This is a genomic window from Microcoleus sp. Pol7_A1 (assembly GCF_036701085.1).
GTDB classification, from domain to species: domain Bacteria; phylum Cyanobacteriota; class Cyanobacteriia; order Cyanobacteriales; family Microcoleaceae; genus Microcoleus; species Microcoleus asticus.
In genome coordinates, this window is sequence record NZ_JAUBQD010000065.1 from 1 (window position 1) to 15994 (window position 15994).

Below are 15994 nucleotides of genomic sequence, written 5' to 3' on the forward strand. Positions count from 1 at the left end.
AAGGTGGGAATCATCAAGACGCCGAACCAACCTACATAAATGCGGTTTTCGGTGCTGGTGACCCAGTTGCAAAACTGGTCCCACAGGTTGGCGCTTTCGCGCTGCTGTAAGGTTGTTGTCATGGTTTTATGATTGCTGTATTTGGTTGTCAATGTTCGGATGATGTTTCTATTATTAACGGTTTTGTTAAGGTTTGTAAAGGGGTTTAACGACAGTTTAACTGATGACTGCGATTAGGAAAGCTGATGAAAACAGAGACAGGGGCGAAAAAAGTCGATCGTTGCTAGGTCGATCGAGATGACAACTTAATTATGTCGGCACCAACTCCAACCGATATCGATACAAAGCCACAGGATGCCCCCCAGCAGCAAAATAATCCGGGTCTTGTGGCGACAAATAAATCGCTGTTACCTGATCCGCCTCAATTCTTTTACTCGCAGAATCGCCATTTTCTCCGCCTCCAACAACTCGATAAGCCGTTGTTGTCTCCACCTCATTCAAATAAATATCAAACTCTCCCCGAAACACCTGCTGAGAAATTTCTGTAGACACAAACTCGCGAGGATTGGGCGTCTCAGTCCCCCGACTGGTAACAATCGAAATTAGTTGGCGTTCCCCTTTCAAAACAGTAATTTGGCGGTTGGGATTGTTCGGATCGGCTTTCACCGAAAGTACGCCACCATCGCCTAAATAAGCTTTGGCAATATTCAAACCGTTAAAAGAGCGATCGGCGACAATCTTTTTAGCATTTTTAGATGTATAATTATAACCAAAACCAATATTTTGTGCCGATTTAAACTGCACTTTAAACAATACCGGCTGCTGCAAATAGCGGCGGTTGCCTTCAAACCCGGGCGTAACAATATTTGGTGCTAAAGGCGCCGCTAAATCCACCAAAGTGCTCGCAACATTCCAAGTGCCAGCCATCCAATCTGGATAAACCAAATCCCCCTTAGCTACAGCGATAGGAGGCTTGCTTTCCCAATTGGGAAAACTGGATAGGCGATCGCCCAAAACCCCCGCCCTTGCACCGCCACCCCACAGCAACACCAGCAAAACTAAACAAAAACTCCAAATTACCTTCATACCCAATTACATACAAACAACTAACCTTCTTTCTCTCTTCTCTGCGCCCTCTGCGGTTCATTAATTCAAAAATTAGACAACAAATGAGTTAAACATCATATTTTATGCCCTTCTCAGAAACAGGCATCCTGCCTGTTACACAAAAATCAATTTTATTCTTGTGGGGAGTAGGGGTTGGGCAGGATATCCCGCCCCCAATATGCAATTTTAAGGTAAAAAAGCCTATGTTTTAAAGCGCCTCAACAGGTGCAGGTTCCCAAACTTCCCCGTATTTCTCCTGCAATTGATGCCAATTTTCCACCTGTCCCGGTTCGTATTCCCCCGGCTTTCCCCACTGCAAAAATGCGCTCAAAGCAGCCTCATTTTGTTCGTCCAGAAAACGAATTGCATAAGTAGTAAAATTCCCTCTTTTCGCCTCGCCAGTTTCAAACTTCACCTGTTTGATTTTGTCCATATTCAAGTGAAACTCAAATATATCGGCGTGCATATTGGCATATTTACCCTTCGGCAACTCCGCATAAAACAGCTTGTGAATTGAACCGCGAACTTCCAGCACAGCCGCGCTGCTAGTCACGATTAAACGCAGCGTTCCCAATTGTTCGCAAGCTTCCAAGAATTCTTTCAGAGTCGCAGTCATATCAATTTTGGATTGTGGATTGTGGATTTTGGATTAAATCGATAATAAGAAAATGGGAGTTGGGAATTAGGAAAAGGAATTAGAGAAAAAAGGATAATTCTTCCTTCTTCCTTCTCTCCTAGATAACTAAAGCCTCTCCTAAATAACTAAAGCCTTCTTCCTTCTTTTTACCACCTCGCGAAGTCGAAGGGCATTCTTCCTTCATGTTTCGTGCAGTTCGTAAGCAGCGACAATCCGCTGCACTAGCGGGTGTCGCACCACATCCGCCTGAGAAAATTCGCAGAAAGCAATGCCCTCAACGTTGCGCAGAATGTTTTGGGCAACTGACAATCCCGACTGTTGGTTTGGTGGCAAATCTGTTTGAGTGATATCGCCCGTCACTACCATTCTCGATCGAAAGCCCAGACGAGTCAACACCATTTTCATTTGAGCCGGTGTCGTATTTTGAGCTTCGTCCAAAATTACGAAAGCATTGCTGAGAGTGCGCCCCCGCATATAAGCTAAAGGAGCTACTTCGATCAAGCCTCTTTCCATTAAATCGGCCATTTTTTCAGGGTCGATCATTTCTTGCAGGGCGTCGTAAAGCGGGCGCAAATAGGGATCGACTTTTTGCTGCAAATCTCCCGGCAAAAACCCTAGTTTTTCGCCTGCTTCTACAGCCGGCCTGGTTAATATGAGCCGTTCGTACTGTTTGCTTAACAAAGCTTGGATGGCGAAAATAGCTGCTAAAAATGTCTTGCCAGTACCGGCGGGGCCGATGCAAAATGTCAGGTCATGGGTGCGTACTGCTTGGACGTACTGTCGCTGCTTGAAGGTTTTGGCTCTAATTTCTTCGCCGCGGCGTGTTTTGGCGAGAACGTCTCGCTGCAAGTCTTGTAAATCGCCTTGGCGGTTGGTATCCAAAGCTTGGCGCGCCGTCTGGATTTCAACTCCGGTAATATTTTTGCCTGATTTCCAATAGTCGGAGAGCGATCGCACTAATTTATGACACAATTCTACTTGACTTTTTGTGCCGGAAATTAGCAGTTCTTGCCCTCGCATTACCAGGTTAGCGCCGGTTTGCTTAGAGATAATTTTCAGGTTTTCTTCTTGATGACCCGAGAGCGACATCGCGCTTTGAGTGCTCGGCAACTCTATTGTTAATTTTTCAATCATGCCAACATAAGCTCCTCCAAATAAGCAATTAAAAGTTAACAATTAACAGTTAAATCAGTCACTTTTTGCGAACAAAAAAACGCCAGTTACTAGGTTTTACCTAGTATCTAAGGCGTCTTTTAGATTTAGCTCCCAAATGAGTTTGGTGCTTGAGATACAAATCAAATCTCCTTTAAATCAAGTCAGGCAACTTTAGATTTTAGATTTTAGATTTTAGATTTTAGATGTACCTCATCCCGCTGACATTTGAGATTTAAAATTTTACATTTGTGTCCGATCGCAAAATCGGCAATCTCAAATCAAGCGGGGCTTGTAATACAAAGTTTACAACAGGCAATCTAAAATCTAAAATTGTTTTTTGGTTCTGCAGTTAATAACCGGGAGTATTTCTGCTCGTTCTAAACGTAGGTGTGTTAGTACGGCGAGGTTGTTCTCTCGGAGTTCTGCTAGCTAAGGGACTCGGCGACGGAGGCGGCGTCCGGGGTCGGAAGTCGCCTCGCGGCTCGCGCGATCCGCGATCCGGACGATCGCGATCCGGGCGATCGCGATCGCCCCTGGGCGGCGAGGAGCCACGATCGCCCGCTTCGCCATCGTATATATCTAAGTAGAGCGACTGACCCGCCGTCTGCGCCACCGCTTCGAGCGTAGTTCTAATTGCCTGAATATTGCGTCCGCCCCTACCGTAAACCCGGCCTTTGTCGGGATCTTCAAAAGCGAGCCTAACCCAGACCCGCGATTGGCGCGGGTGCAGTTCGCAATCTACCCGCAAAGAACCTGGGGTCTCTAAAAAAGGCCCAATTAAAAACTTAACCAGTCCAGCGTAGTTGGGACTAGCTGACTGCTGTTGTGCTGGATTCAACGTTGGCTCCGGCTCCGACTTGTTCAAATACATGGGCTTTTCTGAGGATGTCACGCACGGTGTCAGTTGGCTGAGCGCCTTCTTGCAGGCGCTTGACAATCGCTGGAACATCCAGCCTGGTTTCGTTATTTCTGGGGTTGTAATAGCCGAGCTCTTCTAGGGGACGGCCGTCGCGGCGGGTAGAACTGTTCATCGCTACAATCCGGTAGCTTGTCTCGCGTTTTTTCCCGTATCTCTTCAATCGCAGTTTGATCATCTTCTTGCAGAATAGTCTTGTTTCAATTCTAAGCTATTATGTCGGTCGTCTTTCTGCGAACCCCAACTCAACCCCTATTTCTTAACCTCCCAGCAAAATATCGCTGCGATTTGCTGCCCCCAAGGCAGGTCTGCCGCCGTCAATGTGCGGTGTAATTGCTAGTGGCAAAGTCAATGCAGTTCCCCACTGCTGCACCAATTTTTGCAAAAATATATCTTGCTGTTCTCTCAAAGAGTCCCAATCGGTGCCGCGATTAATAATTGCAAACCACACTAAACCCCGATCGCGCGTGGGTATGGCTCCAGCCAAAGCAATCACGGTGTCCAAACTACCTGTTTTCACCACAGCCGATCGCGGAATGTGCCGGTGTTCTACAGTGCCTTTATCGCGCCCGGACACCGGAAACAAGTCAGCAATCGTCAGCCCCGTAGTCTGAAGGTTGCGGGCGATCGCCTGCATCATCCCACAAGCCGCCCTCGGAGACATCTGATTTTCCACTCCCAATCCCGAACCGTTAACCAATTGTAGTTCCTCCTCCGGCACCCCCGCCGCCCAAGTCGCTTGCTGCTGCACTATTTTTGCCCCCCCCAAATCGTCGGCCAGCATCTGAGCCATTTCATTATCGCTGTGGACGTTCATCTGCTTGAGAATTTCGGCTAAAGGGAGCGATCGGCGCTTTAGCAGCAAATGACCCGAAGTCACAAATTTCTCAGCAATGACGCTGCCGGCCACCGTTACTTGCGGCTTTCTAGTTCCCGGAGCCATCTTAGAATACATTGCCACCACGTCCTGAGGCCAACTGCGACCGTCGAGGGCCTGCCGAAGTATCTCCCCCGCAGCCAAAGGATCGGACTGGTAATTCATGCGGAAATTGCCAGTCACCACCAAATTGCCCGCCACCCGATCGATACCCATTTGATTGAGAGCATTGCCCACGGCGATCGCCTCCTCCCACACAAACAGCGGATCGCCCCCGCCGCTGACCACCAAATCTCCCTCCAATACACCATTGTTAATCGGCCCGGTTGCTCGGAACCGCGTTTCAAACTGATAATCCGCGCCCCAAGTCTCCAGCGACGCCAGAGAAGTCGCAATCTTAGTCAGCGAAGCCCCAGGCATCAGCACTGTCCCCTGCTGACTTACCAGCGGCACCATTCCCGCTTGCACCCAAATTCCCTGATTCCCATCAATCAGGTTCTTGTCTTTTAAGTCTTTTAAATATTCCCGCACCGTCGCTTCTGCGGGCAAGTCTGGATTTGCCGCACTTATTCCCCCAAAAGCCAAATCTTCGGCCACCACTAACCCGGGTATTCCTCCCCGCCAAGCCAGCACTGACGCAGCATTAGGCCCGGCAGTGCCTACCCCAGCCATGTCCAGCCACAGAGACATCATCCCTGAGCTAAATAAATCCAGCATTTTTTACTCCTAAAGTCAATCGATTTTAGATTTTAGATTTTAGATTTCAGATTGAAGAAAGCGCTCCCACTGATAAATCCGGGGGCAAGTGATGAGGATGGGGAGCTTTTTTCTCGCTCCACGGATGAATCCGGGGTTCCCGGACTAAAGTGCTTGCGATCATGTAAACTATTTCATTGATTTTTTCAATTTGCAGGCAAAAATAGTAAAGTAGTGACAAAACAAGCTCTATCAGAGTAGTCGGAAATGAGAATTGTCCGATCGGGCGCGAGCGGATTTTAGTTCTTTATTCAGACTTCTGGATTCACGCTCCTGACTTCCTGGTAGAATTTTTAGTGTTTCTCAAACATTGGTCAATGGGATCGACACGCGCAAGAATTGCAATAGACGCTATGGGTGGGGATCATGCCCCCGCCGAAGTTGTAGCTGGAGCGCTTAAGGCACAAGAAGAATTAGGCGTAGAGATTTTGCTCGTGGGCGACCCGCAGCAAATAGAAGACTCGCTCCGGCAACAAGACGCGATCGGCCGCGTCTCTACAGGTCAGCTAGAAATCGTTCCTTCTGAAGGAGCGGTGGAAATGCACGAAGAACCTTTGAGTGCCCTCAAACGCAAGCCCAACGCTTCGATTAACGTAGCGATGAACTTGGTAAAGCAGCAGCAAGCTGATGCTGTGGTGTCCGCCGGTCACTCCGGCGCGGCAATGGCTGCTGCCCTGCTCAGGTTGGGCCGGCTCCCCGGAATCGATCGCCCTGCGATCGGTGCAGTTTTGCCGACAATGGTACCGGGCAGCTCTGTACTCATTCTCGATGTCGGCGCTAATGTGGACTGCCGCCCCAAATTTTTGGAGCAGTTCGCTCTTATGGGAACTATTTACAGCCAGTGCGTGCTGGGCGTCGCCGAACCTAAAATCGGTCTGCTCAACATTGGCGAAGAACCTTCTAAAGGCAACGACGCAGCGGTGCGAACCCACCAGTTATTGGTGGACAACCCGAACATTCCTTTTGTGGGCAATGCCGAAGGCCGCGACGTGCTGTCGGGGAACTTCGACGTAATTGTCTGCGACGGGTTTGTCGGCAACGTATTGTTGAAGTTTGCCGAAGCGGTGGGCGAAGTCGTGGTTCAAGTGCTTAAGGAAGAATTGGCTGCCGGACTCAAAAATCAAATTAGCGCTCCCCTCCTGCAAGAAAGCCTCAAGGGCTTTAAGCAGCGGGTAGACCACGTTGAACACGGCGGCGGTTTGCTGTTGGGCGTTGCCGGAGTTTGCATTATCAGCCACGGTTCGTCTCAAGCTGCCTCGATTTTTAATGCCATTCGTTTGGCGAAGGAGGCTATTGACAACCAAGTGCTGGAGCGAATTCGATCGTCCAATCACCAAAGCGCTCTGGAACAAGAAGCTGTGAATTAGAGGCAGTAAGTAGGAATTAAAAATTAAAAATGTCAAATTAAAAATGTCAGCTTAAACAAGCGGTTTTGCTTAAAAAAAGTAATGTCAGCAGTTTAAAAAATAATTTTAATTGGTAGTTTTTAATTTTTAATTTCTCGATCTATCGCTCATAAATGGAGAGGAATGTTGCAGCAATCAGGGTTCGGCATTGCCGTCACGGGTAGCGGTTCTTGTACACCGCAGGTTTCGCTGGATAATAACGGTTTGAGTCAGATAGTAGAAACTTCTGACGAGTGGATTGGGGCGCGGACGGGCATTCGCTCCCGCAGGCTGGCGGACGATCGCACTTCTTTGTGCGATTTAGCGTCGGAGGCATCGCTTCAGGCGATCGCAATGGCAGAAATTTCGCCGACAGATATCGATTTAATTATTTTGGCGACTTCGAGTCCTGACGATTTGTTTGGCTCTGCCAGTAAAATTCAATATCAGTTGGGCGCCACAAAAGCTGTGGCTTTTGATTTGACAGCAGCTTGTTCGGGCTTTGTTTTTGGTTTAGTTACAGCGTCGCAGTTCATTCGGACAGGGGTTTATCAAAATGTTTTGCTGATCGGAGCAGATATTTTATCTCGCTGGGTGAATTGGTCGGATCGGGGTACTTGCATTCTATTTGGAGACGGTGCAGGTGCGGTGGTATTGCAAGCTTCAGAAGTCGATTCCTTTTTGGGATTTGAAATTCGCAGCGACGGCACGCAAAATTCGTCTCTCAATTTGCCCTACAAAGCCGAGTCAAAAGAATTAATTGAGGGCGTTAGCGTCGGAATTGGCGGATTTGAACCCATCACAATGAACGGTCAAGAAATCTATCGCTTTGCCGTGAGAAAAGTGCCGGAAGTCATAGAAAAAGCTATGTTTCGGGCAAATATTAGCGCTGCTGAAATTGACTGGCTGCTGTTGCACCAAGCCAATCAGCGGATTCTTGATGCAGTGGCCCAAAGGCTAAACATTCCCCCCGAAAAAGTAATCAGCAATTTGGCGAATTACGGCAATACCTCAGCGGCTTCAATTCCCCTTGCCTTAGACGAAGCCGTGCGTCTGGGTAAAGTTAAAGCGGGCGATACTATTGCTGCTGCTGGTTTCGGTGCAGGTTTGACTTGGGGGGCGGCGATTTTTAAATGGGGAAGGTAATATTTGGTGGCAGGCTGTAAACTTGCTCCGGTTATTGTCGGGAGTTCGACCCTTGCAAAATACAAATCCTTGAACACGCCATACAGAGGGCAAGGTGCGCAGCCGTACACTCTCGGGGCAGGAGTTCTTGACAAGCGCGCCCTGAGATTGAAAATCCTCTATTCTTCGATCGACTTCCCCTGGCTTGAAGATGGAAAATTTTGTTACGGCTATTAATCTGATTCAAGTAGCAAAAAAAATATAAAACTCGTAAAAAGCGCAACTATTATGTTATAATTGTGAGTCGCGAGTAGAGAGTTCGTTAACCGAAAGATAGCGGATACCAGCAAGCGAACTTAGAAGCGGGAAACAAAGAATTTTTGCAATCACCAATTAGCAACCACCAATTAGCAGATTACCGGAAAAATGACTAAAACAGCATGGGTATTTCCCGGACAAGGTTCCCAGGCGATCGGGATGGGTGCAGACTTATTAAACTTGCCAACAGCCAAAGCCAAATTTGAGCTCGCTAAAGAAATTTTAGGCTGGTCTGTCCCGGAAGTTTGCCAAAAAGAAGAAGCAAAACTATCTCGGACTCTCTACACTCAGCCTTGTTTGTTCGTAGTAGAAAGTATTTTGACCGACTTAATGCGAGAAAAAAGCGATCGGCCAGCGGTCGTTGCCGGTCACAGTTTAGGAGAATACGTTGCCCTCTACGCAGCAGGCGTCTTTGACTTTGAAACCGGATTGCGCTTAGTCAAACGCCGCGCCGAACTCATGGACACTGCCTCCGGCGGCCAAATGATGGCTTTGATCGGGTTCGACAGGCAGGAACTAGAACTGCAAATTCAATACAGCCGAGACGTTGTGCTGGCAAACGACAACAGCGAAGCACAAGTCGTGATTTCTGGAACGCCCGCAGCAGTAGAAGATTTGCTTGCCAAAATCAAAGTCAAACGCGCCGTTAAATTGAATGTTTCCGGTGCGTTTCACTCTCCCCTGATGGCATCAGTGGCGGCAGAGTTTCAACTAGCCTTAAAGTCTGCAAGATTTTCCGATGCTAAAATGCTGGTGCTCTCGAACTCAGAACCGTCAGCCACTACTAGCGCAGCCACTTTAAAGCAGCGGTTGACTCAGCAGATGACTAAAGGCGTGCGGTGGAGAGAAATTTCCCTGCAATTGCCGCAACAAGGAATCGATCGCGTAGTGGAAATTGGCCCGGGCAAAGTTCTCACTGGTTTGATCAAACGGACTTGTCCGGATTTAACGCTGGTAAATGTTAGTAGTGTTGCAGATTTGCCCGCTTAATCTATTTTTAGCCTGTTATTAAACGGCAGGTTATTAACTTTAAAATTAATTGGCCCGAAGAGTGCCGAATAATAAATAGCACAACAGGCAAATCCGAATATTGGCTGTTGTGCAAATTAGGGATAGACGATCCAGACAGCTAGAAAATCTTTATCAAAAATCTAGATATCGATCGACCTGACCGAAAGCATCCAGGATACAAGCCCCCGGATTCATCCGTCCAGAAATAAAAAACCTGTATCGGATGAAACTTGCCCCCCGAATTTATCCGTGGAGTCAATGCTTCAAATCTAAAATCTAAAATCTAAAATCTAAAATCGATTGACGGGGCGATCGACAAATCCTGATGTAAACTGGGCGTAAAAACCAAGCTTATCTAGTATTTATATGAAAAAAGTCCTTTACTGGTTGATGGGCGACAAGGCAGGCAGAACCATAGTAGGTGCCTGGAATTGGATGTGGGGACTGCCCGTGGAATCCGGCGGCCAGGTGTCGGTGGCGGTAGCCGAAGAGTCGCTGCGATCGATGCAAGAATCAGTTCAAAAGCTAGCAGCAGCAGTCTCCACCCAAGTTGCAGCCTACCAGCGCGCCAAAACGAAATATGAACAAAAAGTTAGGGAAATGCAAACCGTAGAGCGCCAAGCCATCACAGCCCAGCGCCACGGCAACGAAGAAGCAGCCCGCTTGGCAATGGCGAAGGTAATTCAGACAGAACAAATCCTGCCGCAATTAGAATCCCAAGTAAAACAAGCCGAACAATACGTCAACGCTTCCAAAGACAAGCTAAATCGAGAGCGGATGAAGCTGGAAGCCTACAAAACCGATATGCAAAATATGAAAGATATGGCCGAGATTAACGAAGCCCTCGGAGCTATATCCAAAGTCAACAACGACCTCAGTATCGATTCAGCTCGATCGCAGTTTGAGCAAGCCAAAAACGCCGTCCACGGCCGCAACCTCAAACAGCAAGCTTTAGCAGAAATATCTGAGAATCCCCAAGAAAGACTTCAGGCAGAATTAGAAAATATGACCTTAGATGATGAAGTTAATCGCAGGCTACAAATGTTAGACGACTCCAACAACAAAGAACTTCCCAGCTAAGGACAATTTTATGGCTAAGAGCGGGCCTCCCCCCATAGTTTTTATCCTGTTATTTCTCTTGCTAGCCGGTGGTGGCTGGTTCTTTGTTCTCAACAAACCAGCGTCGCAAGATGTTAGTAACCATCCCTCCACTCCCGCACCTGCAGGCGATGTCGTCCCACTTCCCGTCGCGCCAGTAGTCGGCGGCGCTTCGCCTGTTGCAGCTAGTTCCTTTGCGCTTCCAGCTTCTGTTCCTGCGGGTACGACTGTCAAGATTCAAGGTTCTACCAGTATGGTGACAATCAACCTCAACCTTAAGAATGGCTTTCAAGCCAAGTTTCCTGGCACTAGAGTTGATTCCAAAGCTAACGGTTCTGCAAAGGGAATTCAAGATTTGGTCGCAGGAACAGCCGATCTTGCTGCGGTATCGCAACCTTTGACGGCTCAAGAACAAGGTCAGGGTTTGGCAGCGGTGCCTGTTGCCCTAGATACGATCGCCCTCGTAGTCGGGATTAACAACCCGTTTAAAGGAGGTTTAACTTCCGCTCAAGTTCAAGATATCTTCAAGGGAAATACTCAAGACTGGTCGAAAGTCGGCGGCCCGGCAGGCGCGATTAAAGTGATAAATCGACCCGAAGTTAGCGGCACTCACCAAACGTTTAAAGAACAAGTGCTCTCTGGCGCTAATTTTGGCAGTGGGCCCAATATCACTAAGCTCGATCGAGATGCGACAACTCCCCTGCTGCAAGCCTTAGGCAACAACGGCATTGGCTATGCGACTTTCGCTCAAGTAGTCAATCAGAAAACAGTGCGCGTTGTTGCCGTCAACGGTGCGACGCCGGATGCGGGTAACTATCCTTACAAGCGGCCGTTGTACTACGCTTACAAAAATCCTCCTAGCCAAGCAGTTAAGGATTTCTTGGGCTACGCGACTTCTTCGGAAGGACAAAAAGCCATGCTGGCTGGAAATTGAGCTTTTGCAAACGTCCGAAATTCAGGAGTTGGCCAGACTTCTGTCGGGCTCTACACAAGTGATGTCCGCGCAGGCGGACTTTCTTATTGGGCTGGAGAAGGTGTGCACCCTAGAAACCTCAAAATACTATTCCTTTGTCATTGCTGAACTGATAGGCTAATATTCGGTGTAATTTAAAATCTCAGGTTTTCTGTGAGCAAAAGTCGCGAACCAGTCGAAAGTTTACTTCTTTACTATTTATTCAAATGGTCAATTGTCAGCCCGATGCTGCACCTGTACTTTCGGGGCCGTATCTATGGTGCAGAAAATGTTCCGACAGAAGGGCCGCTGGTGGTAGTCAGCAATCACGCCAGCGATTTTGACCCGCCGATTTTGTCTAATTGCATGAGGCGGCCCGTCGCATTTATGGCAAAGGAAGAGTTATTTAAAGTTCCTATTTTGAAGCAGGCAATTACGCTTTACGGTGCTTATCCAGTGAAGCGGGAAAGTGCCGATCGCAGTGCAATTAGATCGGCTATCAATTCTTTAGAAAATGGCTGGGCGACGGGTGTATTTTTGCAGGGAACTCGCACGCCAGACGGCAGAATTACTGAACCGAAATTAGGTGCTGCGCTGATAGCTGCTAAGGCAAAAGCGCCGCTGTTGCCTGTTAGCTTGTGGGGAACTCACGCGATTTCGTCGAAAGGTTCGGGAATGCCGCGTCCGGTGCCGCTGACGGTGCGAATTGGCAAGCTAATTGAAGCGCCCGGTTCCTCGAACCGCGAGGAGTTGGAAGCGCTGACTCAAAGATGTGCGATCGAGATAAATGCGATGCACGATTTGGGTCGCTGATTTTATAACTTTTGTTGCTGTTTTTCAGGTTATATCTACAGATAGATGAATGCTAAAGATAAAAACCGAAAAATATCAATATAAGTGATTGAAAACAAGCGCAATAATTAGGCTTGAATTAGAGTTTAATTAGACAGGAGATAAGAAGAAACATATGGTAACAAGCAATCAAACCCGCGCCTTGGGATTGTTTTCTAACCGCGAAGATGCCGAGCAAGCTCTGACAGAATTGAAATCTTCCGGGTTTCCAATGGATAAAGTTTCGGTTGTTGCGAGGGATGCAGGCGAGTCTGTAGGCGAGACTGAAACGATCGCTCAGGTGGGCGATAAAAATCTAGACACAGGAGCAGGAGTGGTAGGAGACACTCTGACAAATAGTGCTTTAGCCACCTTGCTAGTGGGTCTCGGAAGTTTAGCTATTCCCGGAATCGGGCCGATGATTGCAGCGGGGACTTTCGGCGCCTCACTGGTGGCTACCGTAGCAAGCACTGGCGTCGCGGCTGCGACTTTCGGTGGAGTGGTGAAGGCATTGACTGACTTGGGAATTCCCGAAGAAACAGCTAGAATTTACACCGATCGCCTGCGCGCCGGCGATTATTTGGTGGTAGTAGATGGCGCTGAGGATGATATTAGTCGGGCTCAAGGGATTTTCAGCAGTCGGGGCATTCAAAATTGGGGCGTTTTTTAAACAATAATTGTGCACTAAGTCTATCCCTAGGTTGATGCACACCTCACCATTGGTGAGAAGAATTAGCTCAAATTTAGTACCCGACTTTTGTGTGAAAATTAGCGCAACGATCCCCCCTAACTAAAAAAGGGGGGATCGCAAACGGTATTTCGTCTGCCGGGAAGGGGATTGAGATTCGGCTAAAACCCCAATCTAGAGGTAGTTTTAGTCTTAAGTTGACATTCATTGATTGCCCACCCGATCCCTACAAGTAAATTATTGATTTTTATGGCTCATCTTTTGATCCTGAGGCCGTGACATAAGCGACAGCTAAAGGCGAAATTTTTTCTGTAACTGCTGCAATAACTTGGCGATCGAAGTCAGTCCAAACTCTGGGGCGATCGAACATACAAGGCTGCAAAACCCCCCACAATAAGCCGTCAGCACAAAGGTGAGCGTGAATCAAAGCTCGATGTCCGAAATTTTTTGCCTCAAAATCTTTGTTGACAACTTCAGGATTCGCTGTTTCAACATCCTCAACAAAAATCGAAGGTTCAGTTCGCAAAGCTGCTGCAAACAAAGGGTCTTCTTCCCCTAAAGATTCCGGTTCTTTTTTCCATTCTGCGTCCCAAACCTCTGGAATGTTCGAGTTGCGACGCCAGCAGTAAGGTACTCGGCCCATTTGCGTTTCAGGATTGCGGAGGTAGAGAAAAACCCGATCGCAATTTAACACCTCGCCTAAAGCCGGCACCAAAGCCGAAAAAACAGCATCCGGCGTTTTGCTGTCACTCAAAATTTGCTCCAGAACTTGCGGCAGAATTTGGTCGGTCATTAACTTTAGCTATTGAAGTTCATCTACTGATTTTAAACTACTGGTTCTATTCTCTTCTGTTAGGTATTGGTCATCAGCGTCTTCCCGGTGCCTTAAATCGCTATAGAAGACAAGTTTTAAAACCAGAGGGAATGGGAAAAAATTTAAAACTTGCTCAATGCTTTCCTTTGTTTATTGAATTCTGGCTTGGCTGAAGTTAGCACCCGTATAACCGGTTGTCAGCCAAAGAATAGCTCTAGCACCGTCGCGAACAGCTTTTTCCACCGGTTCGGGGGTTCGCCCAGACGGAACTGCCACAGGCTTAAAGCTAATGCCTCGACTGCCGAGCACGATTTCGCCGATAATCTGAGCTCGCCGCATATGATCGTCAGAAGTGATCAGATACACGCTCTCAATCCCTCTAGCTTTCAATTCATCTACCAAGGTGGTAAAATTTGTTACCGTATCCACCGCTCTGTAGTCTAAGTGCAGGCGATCGGACTCGATTCCCGCTTCCGAAAACACCCATTCCGCGAACTCCGGATTGCTCCCAGACGACACCCAAATCGGCAATTCAGGATACTTCTGAGCAAATTTGGCGGCAAACACCTCTCGCTCCGTAGCCCCACCTAGAACTAACAAAGCTTGGGGTCTCTGAAATTCGCTCTTAACCTGCTGATAGCCAAACCAGCAGGCGATCAAAAGCCCTACTAGGAACCAAAAACTGCGTGAAGTGTTCAAACGCTTGTAACGCTGCGTGTTTGAATTGATTTTTAACCACATCTAAACCTATAAAAATTTTATGTAACTCACAAAGGAACAATAACAAAAAATACCGCACGTAGAGCCCACTAACAGGAATTAAAAATTAAAATTTAAAAAAGGGTCGGGGGATCAGAGATTTTAGATTTTAGATTTTAGATTTTAGATTGACTCTACGCTTGTGGTGGGGCTTAAAAAGGTGATTTGAGATTTTCGATTTCAGATTTTATAGCAACCGCCAAGGCAGTTGCTCTACTTGTCTGCGAGCCAACTCCTTAGCGGATATGCAAAAAAGAGGGGCAAAACTAAGCTTCCCCCTCCTGCTTTTAATTTTTCTTGATTTTTAACGGGACTGGCCGGGTTCGAACCGGCGGCCTAGCGCTTCAGATTTGTGTGAGTTTCCCCACTCTCTGGACTATACCTTCACCATATGCTCGCAGCTTTTAGGTGGTGACCGTCTAGTCTCTAAACCTTCCTGATTTCAATACAGGCGATTGTTTAATCGCCCTGAACTCAGGCTTGGCTTGGTATTGCCTTAGAGTCATAGGAACCCACGAACTCTTTAGGTTTCACCAAATTTGACCACATTCACTCCCAGAGTTTCCTCGCAGGGTGCCCGATTCTTCAGGAGGCGCTTGCTCTATCCATCTGAGCCACAGCCCCAGTTGCTAAACCGTTTTGATTATAGCAGTTAATGTCGATTTTGAATTTTTTATTTTGGACGATTACCGATCGGCAGTTGCGAGTTTCGCAGCGATGCGGGCAAAGTTTTCTGCTGCGGTGAGTTTACCGGCACCGTAACAGGCGCGCTGCCTCCAGGCGGTGACGGGGAGATGTCCGGGGGGAGCATCTTCGTTGAAGGAGAGCTCGCTGTAATATTTCCAATTTTCCTTGACTCGCCAGCCGACTCGATCGCAAAATTCAGTGTAATTTGCCTCGGTACTTTCCCAAATCTGCTGCTGCACGCTCAACCCGAACCGCCCGCTGCTGTATTGTTGCCAAAGTCGGTCGATCGTGCGAAGGTCTGTAGGAGGAAAACTGTCAATATCGGCTGCACTCAGCCAGCCTTCGTCTTCCCTGACAGCTATTTGCAGCAAGATTTCCCAAGTATGTTCGTCAGCTTTGCGCCATTTTCCTGTTTCTAATAGCTTTGTCAGTTGTCGGTAGTCCATCCCTACTTCGGAAATTGCCGGAGTTGAGTCAGGTATGGCGCCTATTTTGTCTTCCAGTCGCAGTAGAGTGCTGACAATCAATTCGGGGTTTAGTTGTTCGAGGCGGTACAGAACCCATTCTAACTGAGATTGAAGGTACGTGCGGGCGATCGCACCTTGCTGCAATTCCCCCTGCAACTCATCAAATTTAGCTAACCAATTTTGTTGATTGCGGGCCAATTCCCACATTTTTTTTGCCCACTGCAATCTAACTTCTTCTTTTTTTAAATAAGTTTTGGAAGGCTTAGCACGTTGCGGGTAGGGAGTCAAATCCCAGCCGCAAATCGAGCAAAACTCTGGTGTTTCTATGTATTCAGTACCGCACACTGGACAGTTAGACATATTGCCATAAATTCGGTTGCCAAGTAATTATCTGACATCCGGTAAATTAAC

Annotated in this window: 16 protein-coding genes and 1 pseudogene; 7 read left to right on the forward strand and 10 right to left on the reverse strand. The window is 47.7% G+C overall.

All coding sequences use genetic code 11. The features are described from left to right. The 7 genes and pseudogenes from QUA20_RS26225 to QUA20_RS26255 form a co-directional block, all read right to left on the reverse strand. Positions 1 to 122: pseudogene (locus tag QUA20_RS26225) on the reverse strand (photosystem II q(b) protein); the annotation flags it as partial. Between the two features lie 187 nt (positions 123 to 309). Next, entirely contained in the window at positions 310 to 1086 is a 777-nt protein-coding gene (locus QUA20_RS26230; protein ID WP_333192553.1) for a DUF6816 family protein, read from the reverse strand. A gap of 229 nt (positions 1087 to 1315) precedes the next feature. After that, positions 1316 to 1723: a ChuX/HutX family heme-like substrate-binding protein gene (locus tag QUA20_RS26235; RefSeq protein ID WP_333192555.1), complete on the reverse strand. Its 408-nt coding sequence runs from the start codon at positions 1721 to 1723 to the stop codon at positions 1316 to 1318. Positions 1724 to 1924: 201 nt separating this feature from the next. Further along, a complete protein-coding gene (locus QUA20_RS26240) occupies positions 1925 to 2878 on the reverse strand; it encodes a PhoH family protein (protein ID WP_172186121.1) in 954 nt (317 codons plus the stop codon). Between the two features lie 370 nt (positions 2879 to 3248). Further along, positions 3249 to 3737: a KH domain-containing protein gene (locus QUA20_RS26245; protein ID WP_246276635.1), complete on the reverse strand. Its 489-nt coding sequence runs from the start codon at positions 3735 to 3737 to the stop codon at positions 3249 to 3251. Beyond that, positions 3709 to 3993 carry a 30S ribosomal protein S16 gene (gene rpsP, locus QUA20_RS26250; protein WP_172186097.1) on the reverse strand — a complete coding sequence of 95 codons (285 nt, stop codon included), beginning with the start codon at positions 3991 to 3993 and terminating at the stop codon, positions 3709 to 3711. The genes QUA20_RS26245 and rpsP overlap by 29 nt, the downstream gene beginning before the upstream one ends. A gap of 81 nt (positions 3994 to 4074) precedes the next feature. Beyond that, on the reverse strand, positions 4075 to 5409 hold the full coding sequence (locus QUA20_RS26255; RefSeq protein ID WP_333192558.1) for a D-alanyl-D-alanine carboxypeptidase: 1335 nt from the start codon (positions 5407 to 5409) through the stop codon (positions 4075 to 4077). 356 nt (positions 5410 to 5765) lie between these two features. On the opposite strand from QUA20_RS26255, the gene plsX reads away from it, so the two are divergent. The 7 genes from plsX to QUA20_RS26290 all read left to right on the forward strand — a co-directional run bounded on the left by plsX (position 5766) and on the right by QUA20_RS26290 (position 12838). Next, entirely contained in the window at positions 5766 to 6815 is a 1050-nt protein-coding gene (gene plsX / locus QUA20_RS26260; protein WP_333192560.1) for a phosphate acyltransferase PlsX, read from the forward strand. A gap of 162 nt (positions 6816 to 6977) precedes the next feature. Further along, the gene (locus QUA20_RS26265; RefSeq protein ID WP_333192562.1) at positions 6978 to 7979 is read left to right on the forward strand and encodes a beta-ketoacyl-ACP synthase III; all 1002 of its coding nucleotides are present in this window, start codon (positions 6978 to 6980) and stop codon (positions 7977 to 7979) included. 405 nt (positions 7980 to 8384) lie between these two features. Next, positions 8385 to 9266 (forward strand): ACP S-malonyltransferase, encoded by an 882-nt coding sequence (gene fabD, locus QUA20_RS26270; protein ID WP_333192565.1) that lies wholly within the window; start codon positions 8385 to 8387, stop codon positions 9264 to 9266. Between the two features lie 387 nt (positions 9267 to 9653). Further along, positions 9654 to 10367 (forward strand): PspA/IM30 family protein, encoded by a 714-nt coding sequence (locus QUA20_RS26275; RefSeq protein ID WP_333192568.1) that lies wholly within the window; start codon positions 9654 to 9656, stop codon positions 10365 to 10367. Positions 10368 to 10377: 10 nt separating this feature from the next. Next, positions 10378 to 11319 carry a phosphate ABC transporter substrate-binding protein gene (locus QUA20_RS26280; RefSeq protein WP_333192571.1) on the forward strand — a complete coding sequence of 314 codons (942 nt, stop codon included), beginning with the start codon at positions 10378 to 10380 and terminating at the stop codon, positions 11317 to 11319. Between the two features lie 192 nt (positions 11320 to 11511). Then, the gene (locus QUA20_RS26285) at positions 11512 to 12150 is read left to right on the forward strand and encodes a lysophospholipid acyltransferase family protein (RefSeq protein ID WP_333192573.1); all 639 of its coding nucleotides are present in this window, start codon (positions 11512 to 11514) and stop codon (positions 12148 to 12150) included. Between the two features lie 154 nt (positions 12151 to 12304). After that, positions 12305 to 12838 carry a hypothetical protein gene (locus QUA20_RS26290; protein ID WP_172186105.1) on the forward strand — a complete coding sequence of 178 codons (534 nt, stop codon included), beginning with the start codon at positions 12305 to 12307 and terminating at the stop codon, positions 12836 to 12838. Between the two features lie 265 nt (positions 12839 to 13103). Here QUA20_RS26290 and QUA20_RS26295 read toward each other — a convergent pair whose 3' ends face one another. The 3 genes from QUA20_RS26295 to QUA20_RS26305 form a co-directional block, all read right to left on the reverse strand. Next, on the reverse strand, positions 13104 to 13649 hold the full coding sequence (locus tag QUA20_RS26295; RefSeq protein WP_333192576.1) for a GAF domain-containing protein: 546 nt from the start codon (positions 13647 to 13649) through the stop codon (positions 13104 to 13106). A 171-nt stretch (positions 13650 to 13820) separates the two neighbouring features. Next, the gene (locus QUA20_RS26300) at positions 13821 to 14411 is read right to left on the reverse strand and encodes a YdcF family protein (protein WP_333192578.1); all 591 of its coding nucleotides are present in this window, start codon (positions 14409 to 14411) and stop codon (positions 13821 to 13823) included. A 704-nt stretch (positions 14412 to 15115) separates the two neighbouring features. Beyond that, positions 15116 to 15943 carry a GUN4 domain-containing protein gene (locus QUA20_RS26305; protein WP_333192580.1) on the reverse strand — a complete coding sequence of 276 codons (828 nt, stop codon included), beginning with the start codon at positions 15941 to 15943 and terminating at the stop codon, positions 15116 to 15118. Positions 15944 to 15994 lie beyond the last annotated feature (51 nt).

Excerpts from the sequence above, each read along its gene's own strand:
- QUA20_RS26230 (WP_333192553.1), bottom strand. The coding sequence starts at position 1,086 with ATGAAGGTAATTTGGAGTTTTTGTTTAGTTTTGCTGGTGTTGCTGTGG.
- QUA20_RS26235 (WP_333192555.1), bottom strand. The coding sequence starts at position 1,723 with ATGACTGCGACTCTGAAAGAATTCTTGGAAGCTTGCGAACAATTGGGA.
- QUA20_RS26240 (WP_172186121.1), bottom strand. The coding sequence starts at position 2,878 with ATGATTGAAAAATTAACAATAGAGTTGCCGAGCACTCAAAGCGCGATG.
- rpsP (WP_172186097.1), bottom strand. The coding sequence starts at position 3,993 with ATGATCAAACTGCGATTGAAGAGATACGGGAAAAAACGCGAGACAAGC.
- QUA20_RS26255 (WP_333192558.1), bottom strand. The coding sequence starts at position 5,409 with ATGCTGGATTTATTTAGCTCAGGGATGATGTCTCTGTGGCTGGACATG.
- plsX (WP_333192560.1), top strand. The coding sequence starts at position 5,766 with ATGGGATCGACACGCGCAAGAATTGCAATAGACGCTATGGGTGGGGAT.
- QUA20_RS26265 (WP_333192562.1), top strand. The coding sequence starts at position 6,978 with ATGTTGCAGCAATCAGGGTTCGGCATTGCCGTCACGGGTAGCGGTTCT.
- fabD (WP_333192565.1), top strand. The coding sequence starts at position 8,385 with ATGACTAAAACAGCATGGGTATTTCCCGGACAAGGTTCCCAGGCGATC.
- QUA20_RS26275 (WP_333192568.1), top strand. The coding sequence starts at position 9,654 with ATGAAAAAAGTCCTTTACTGGTTGATGGGCGACAAGGCAGGCAGAACC.
- QUA20_RS26280 (WP_333192571.1), top strand. The coding sequence starts at position 10,378 with ATGGCTAAGAGCGGGCCTCCCCCCATAGTTTTTATCCTGTTATTTCTC.
- QUA20_RS26290 (WP_172186105.1), top strand. The coding sequence starts at position 12,305 with ATGGTAACAAGCAATCAAACCCGCGCCTTGGGATTGTTTTCTAACCGC.
- QUA20_RS26295 (WP_333192576.1), bottom strand. The coding sequence starts at position 13,649 with ATGACCGACCAAATTCTGCCGCAAGTTCTGGAGCAAATTTTGAGTGAC.
- QUA20_RS26300 (WP_333192578.1), bottom strand. The coding sequence starts at position 14,411 with ATGTGGTTAAAAATCAATTCAAACACGCAGCGTTACAAGCGTTTGAAC.
- QUA20_RS26305 (WP_333192580.1), bottom strand. The coding sequence starts at position 15,943 with ATGTCTAACTGTCCAGTGTGCGGTACTGAATACATAGAAACACCAGAG.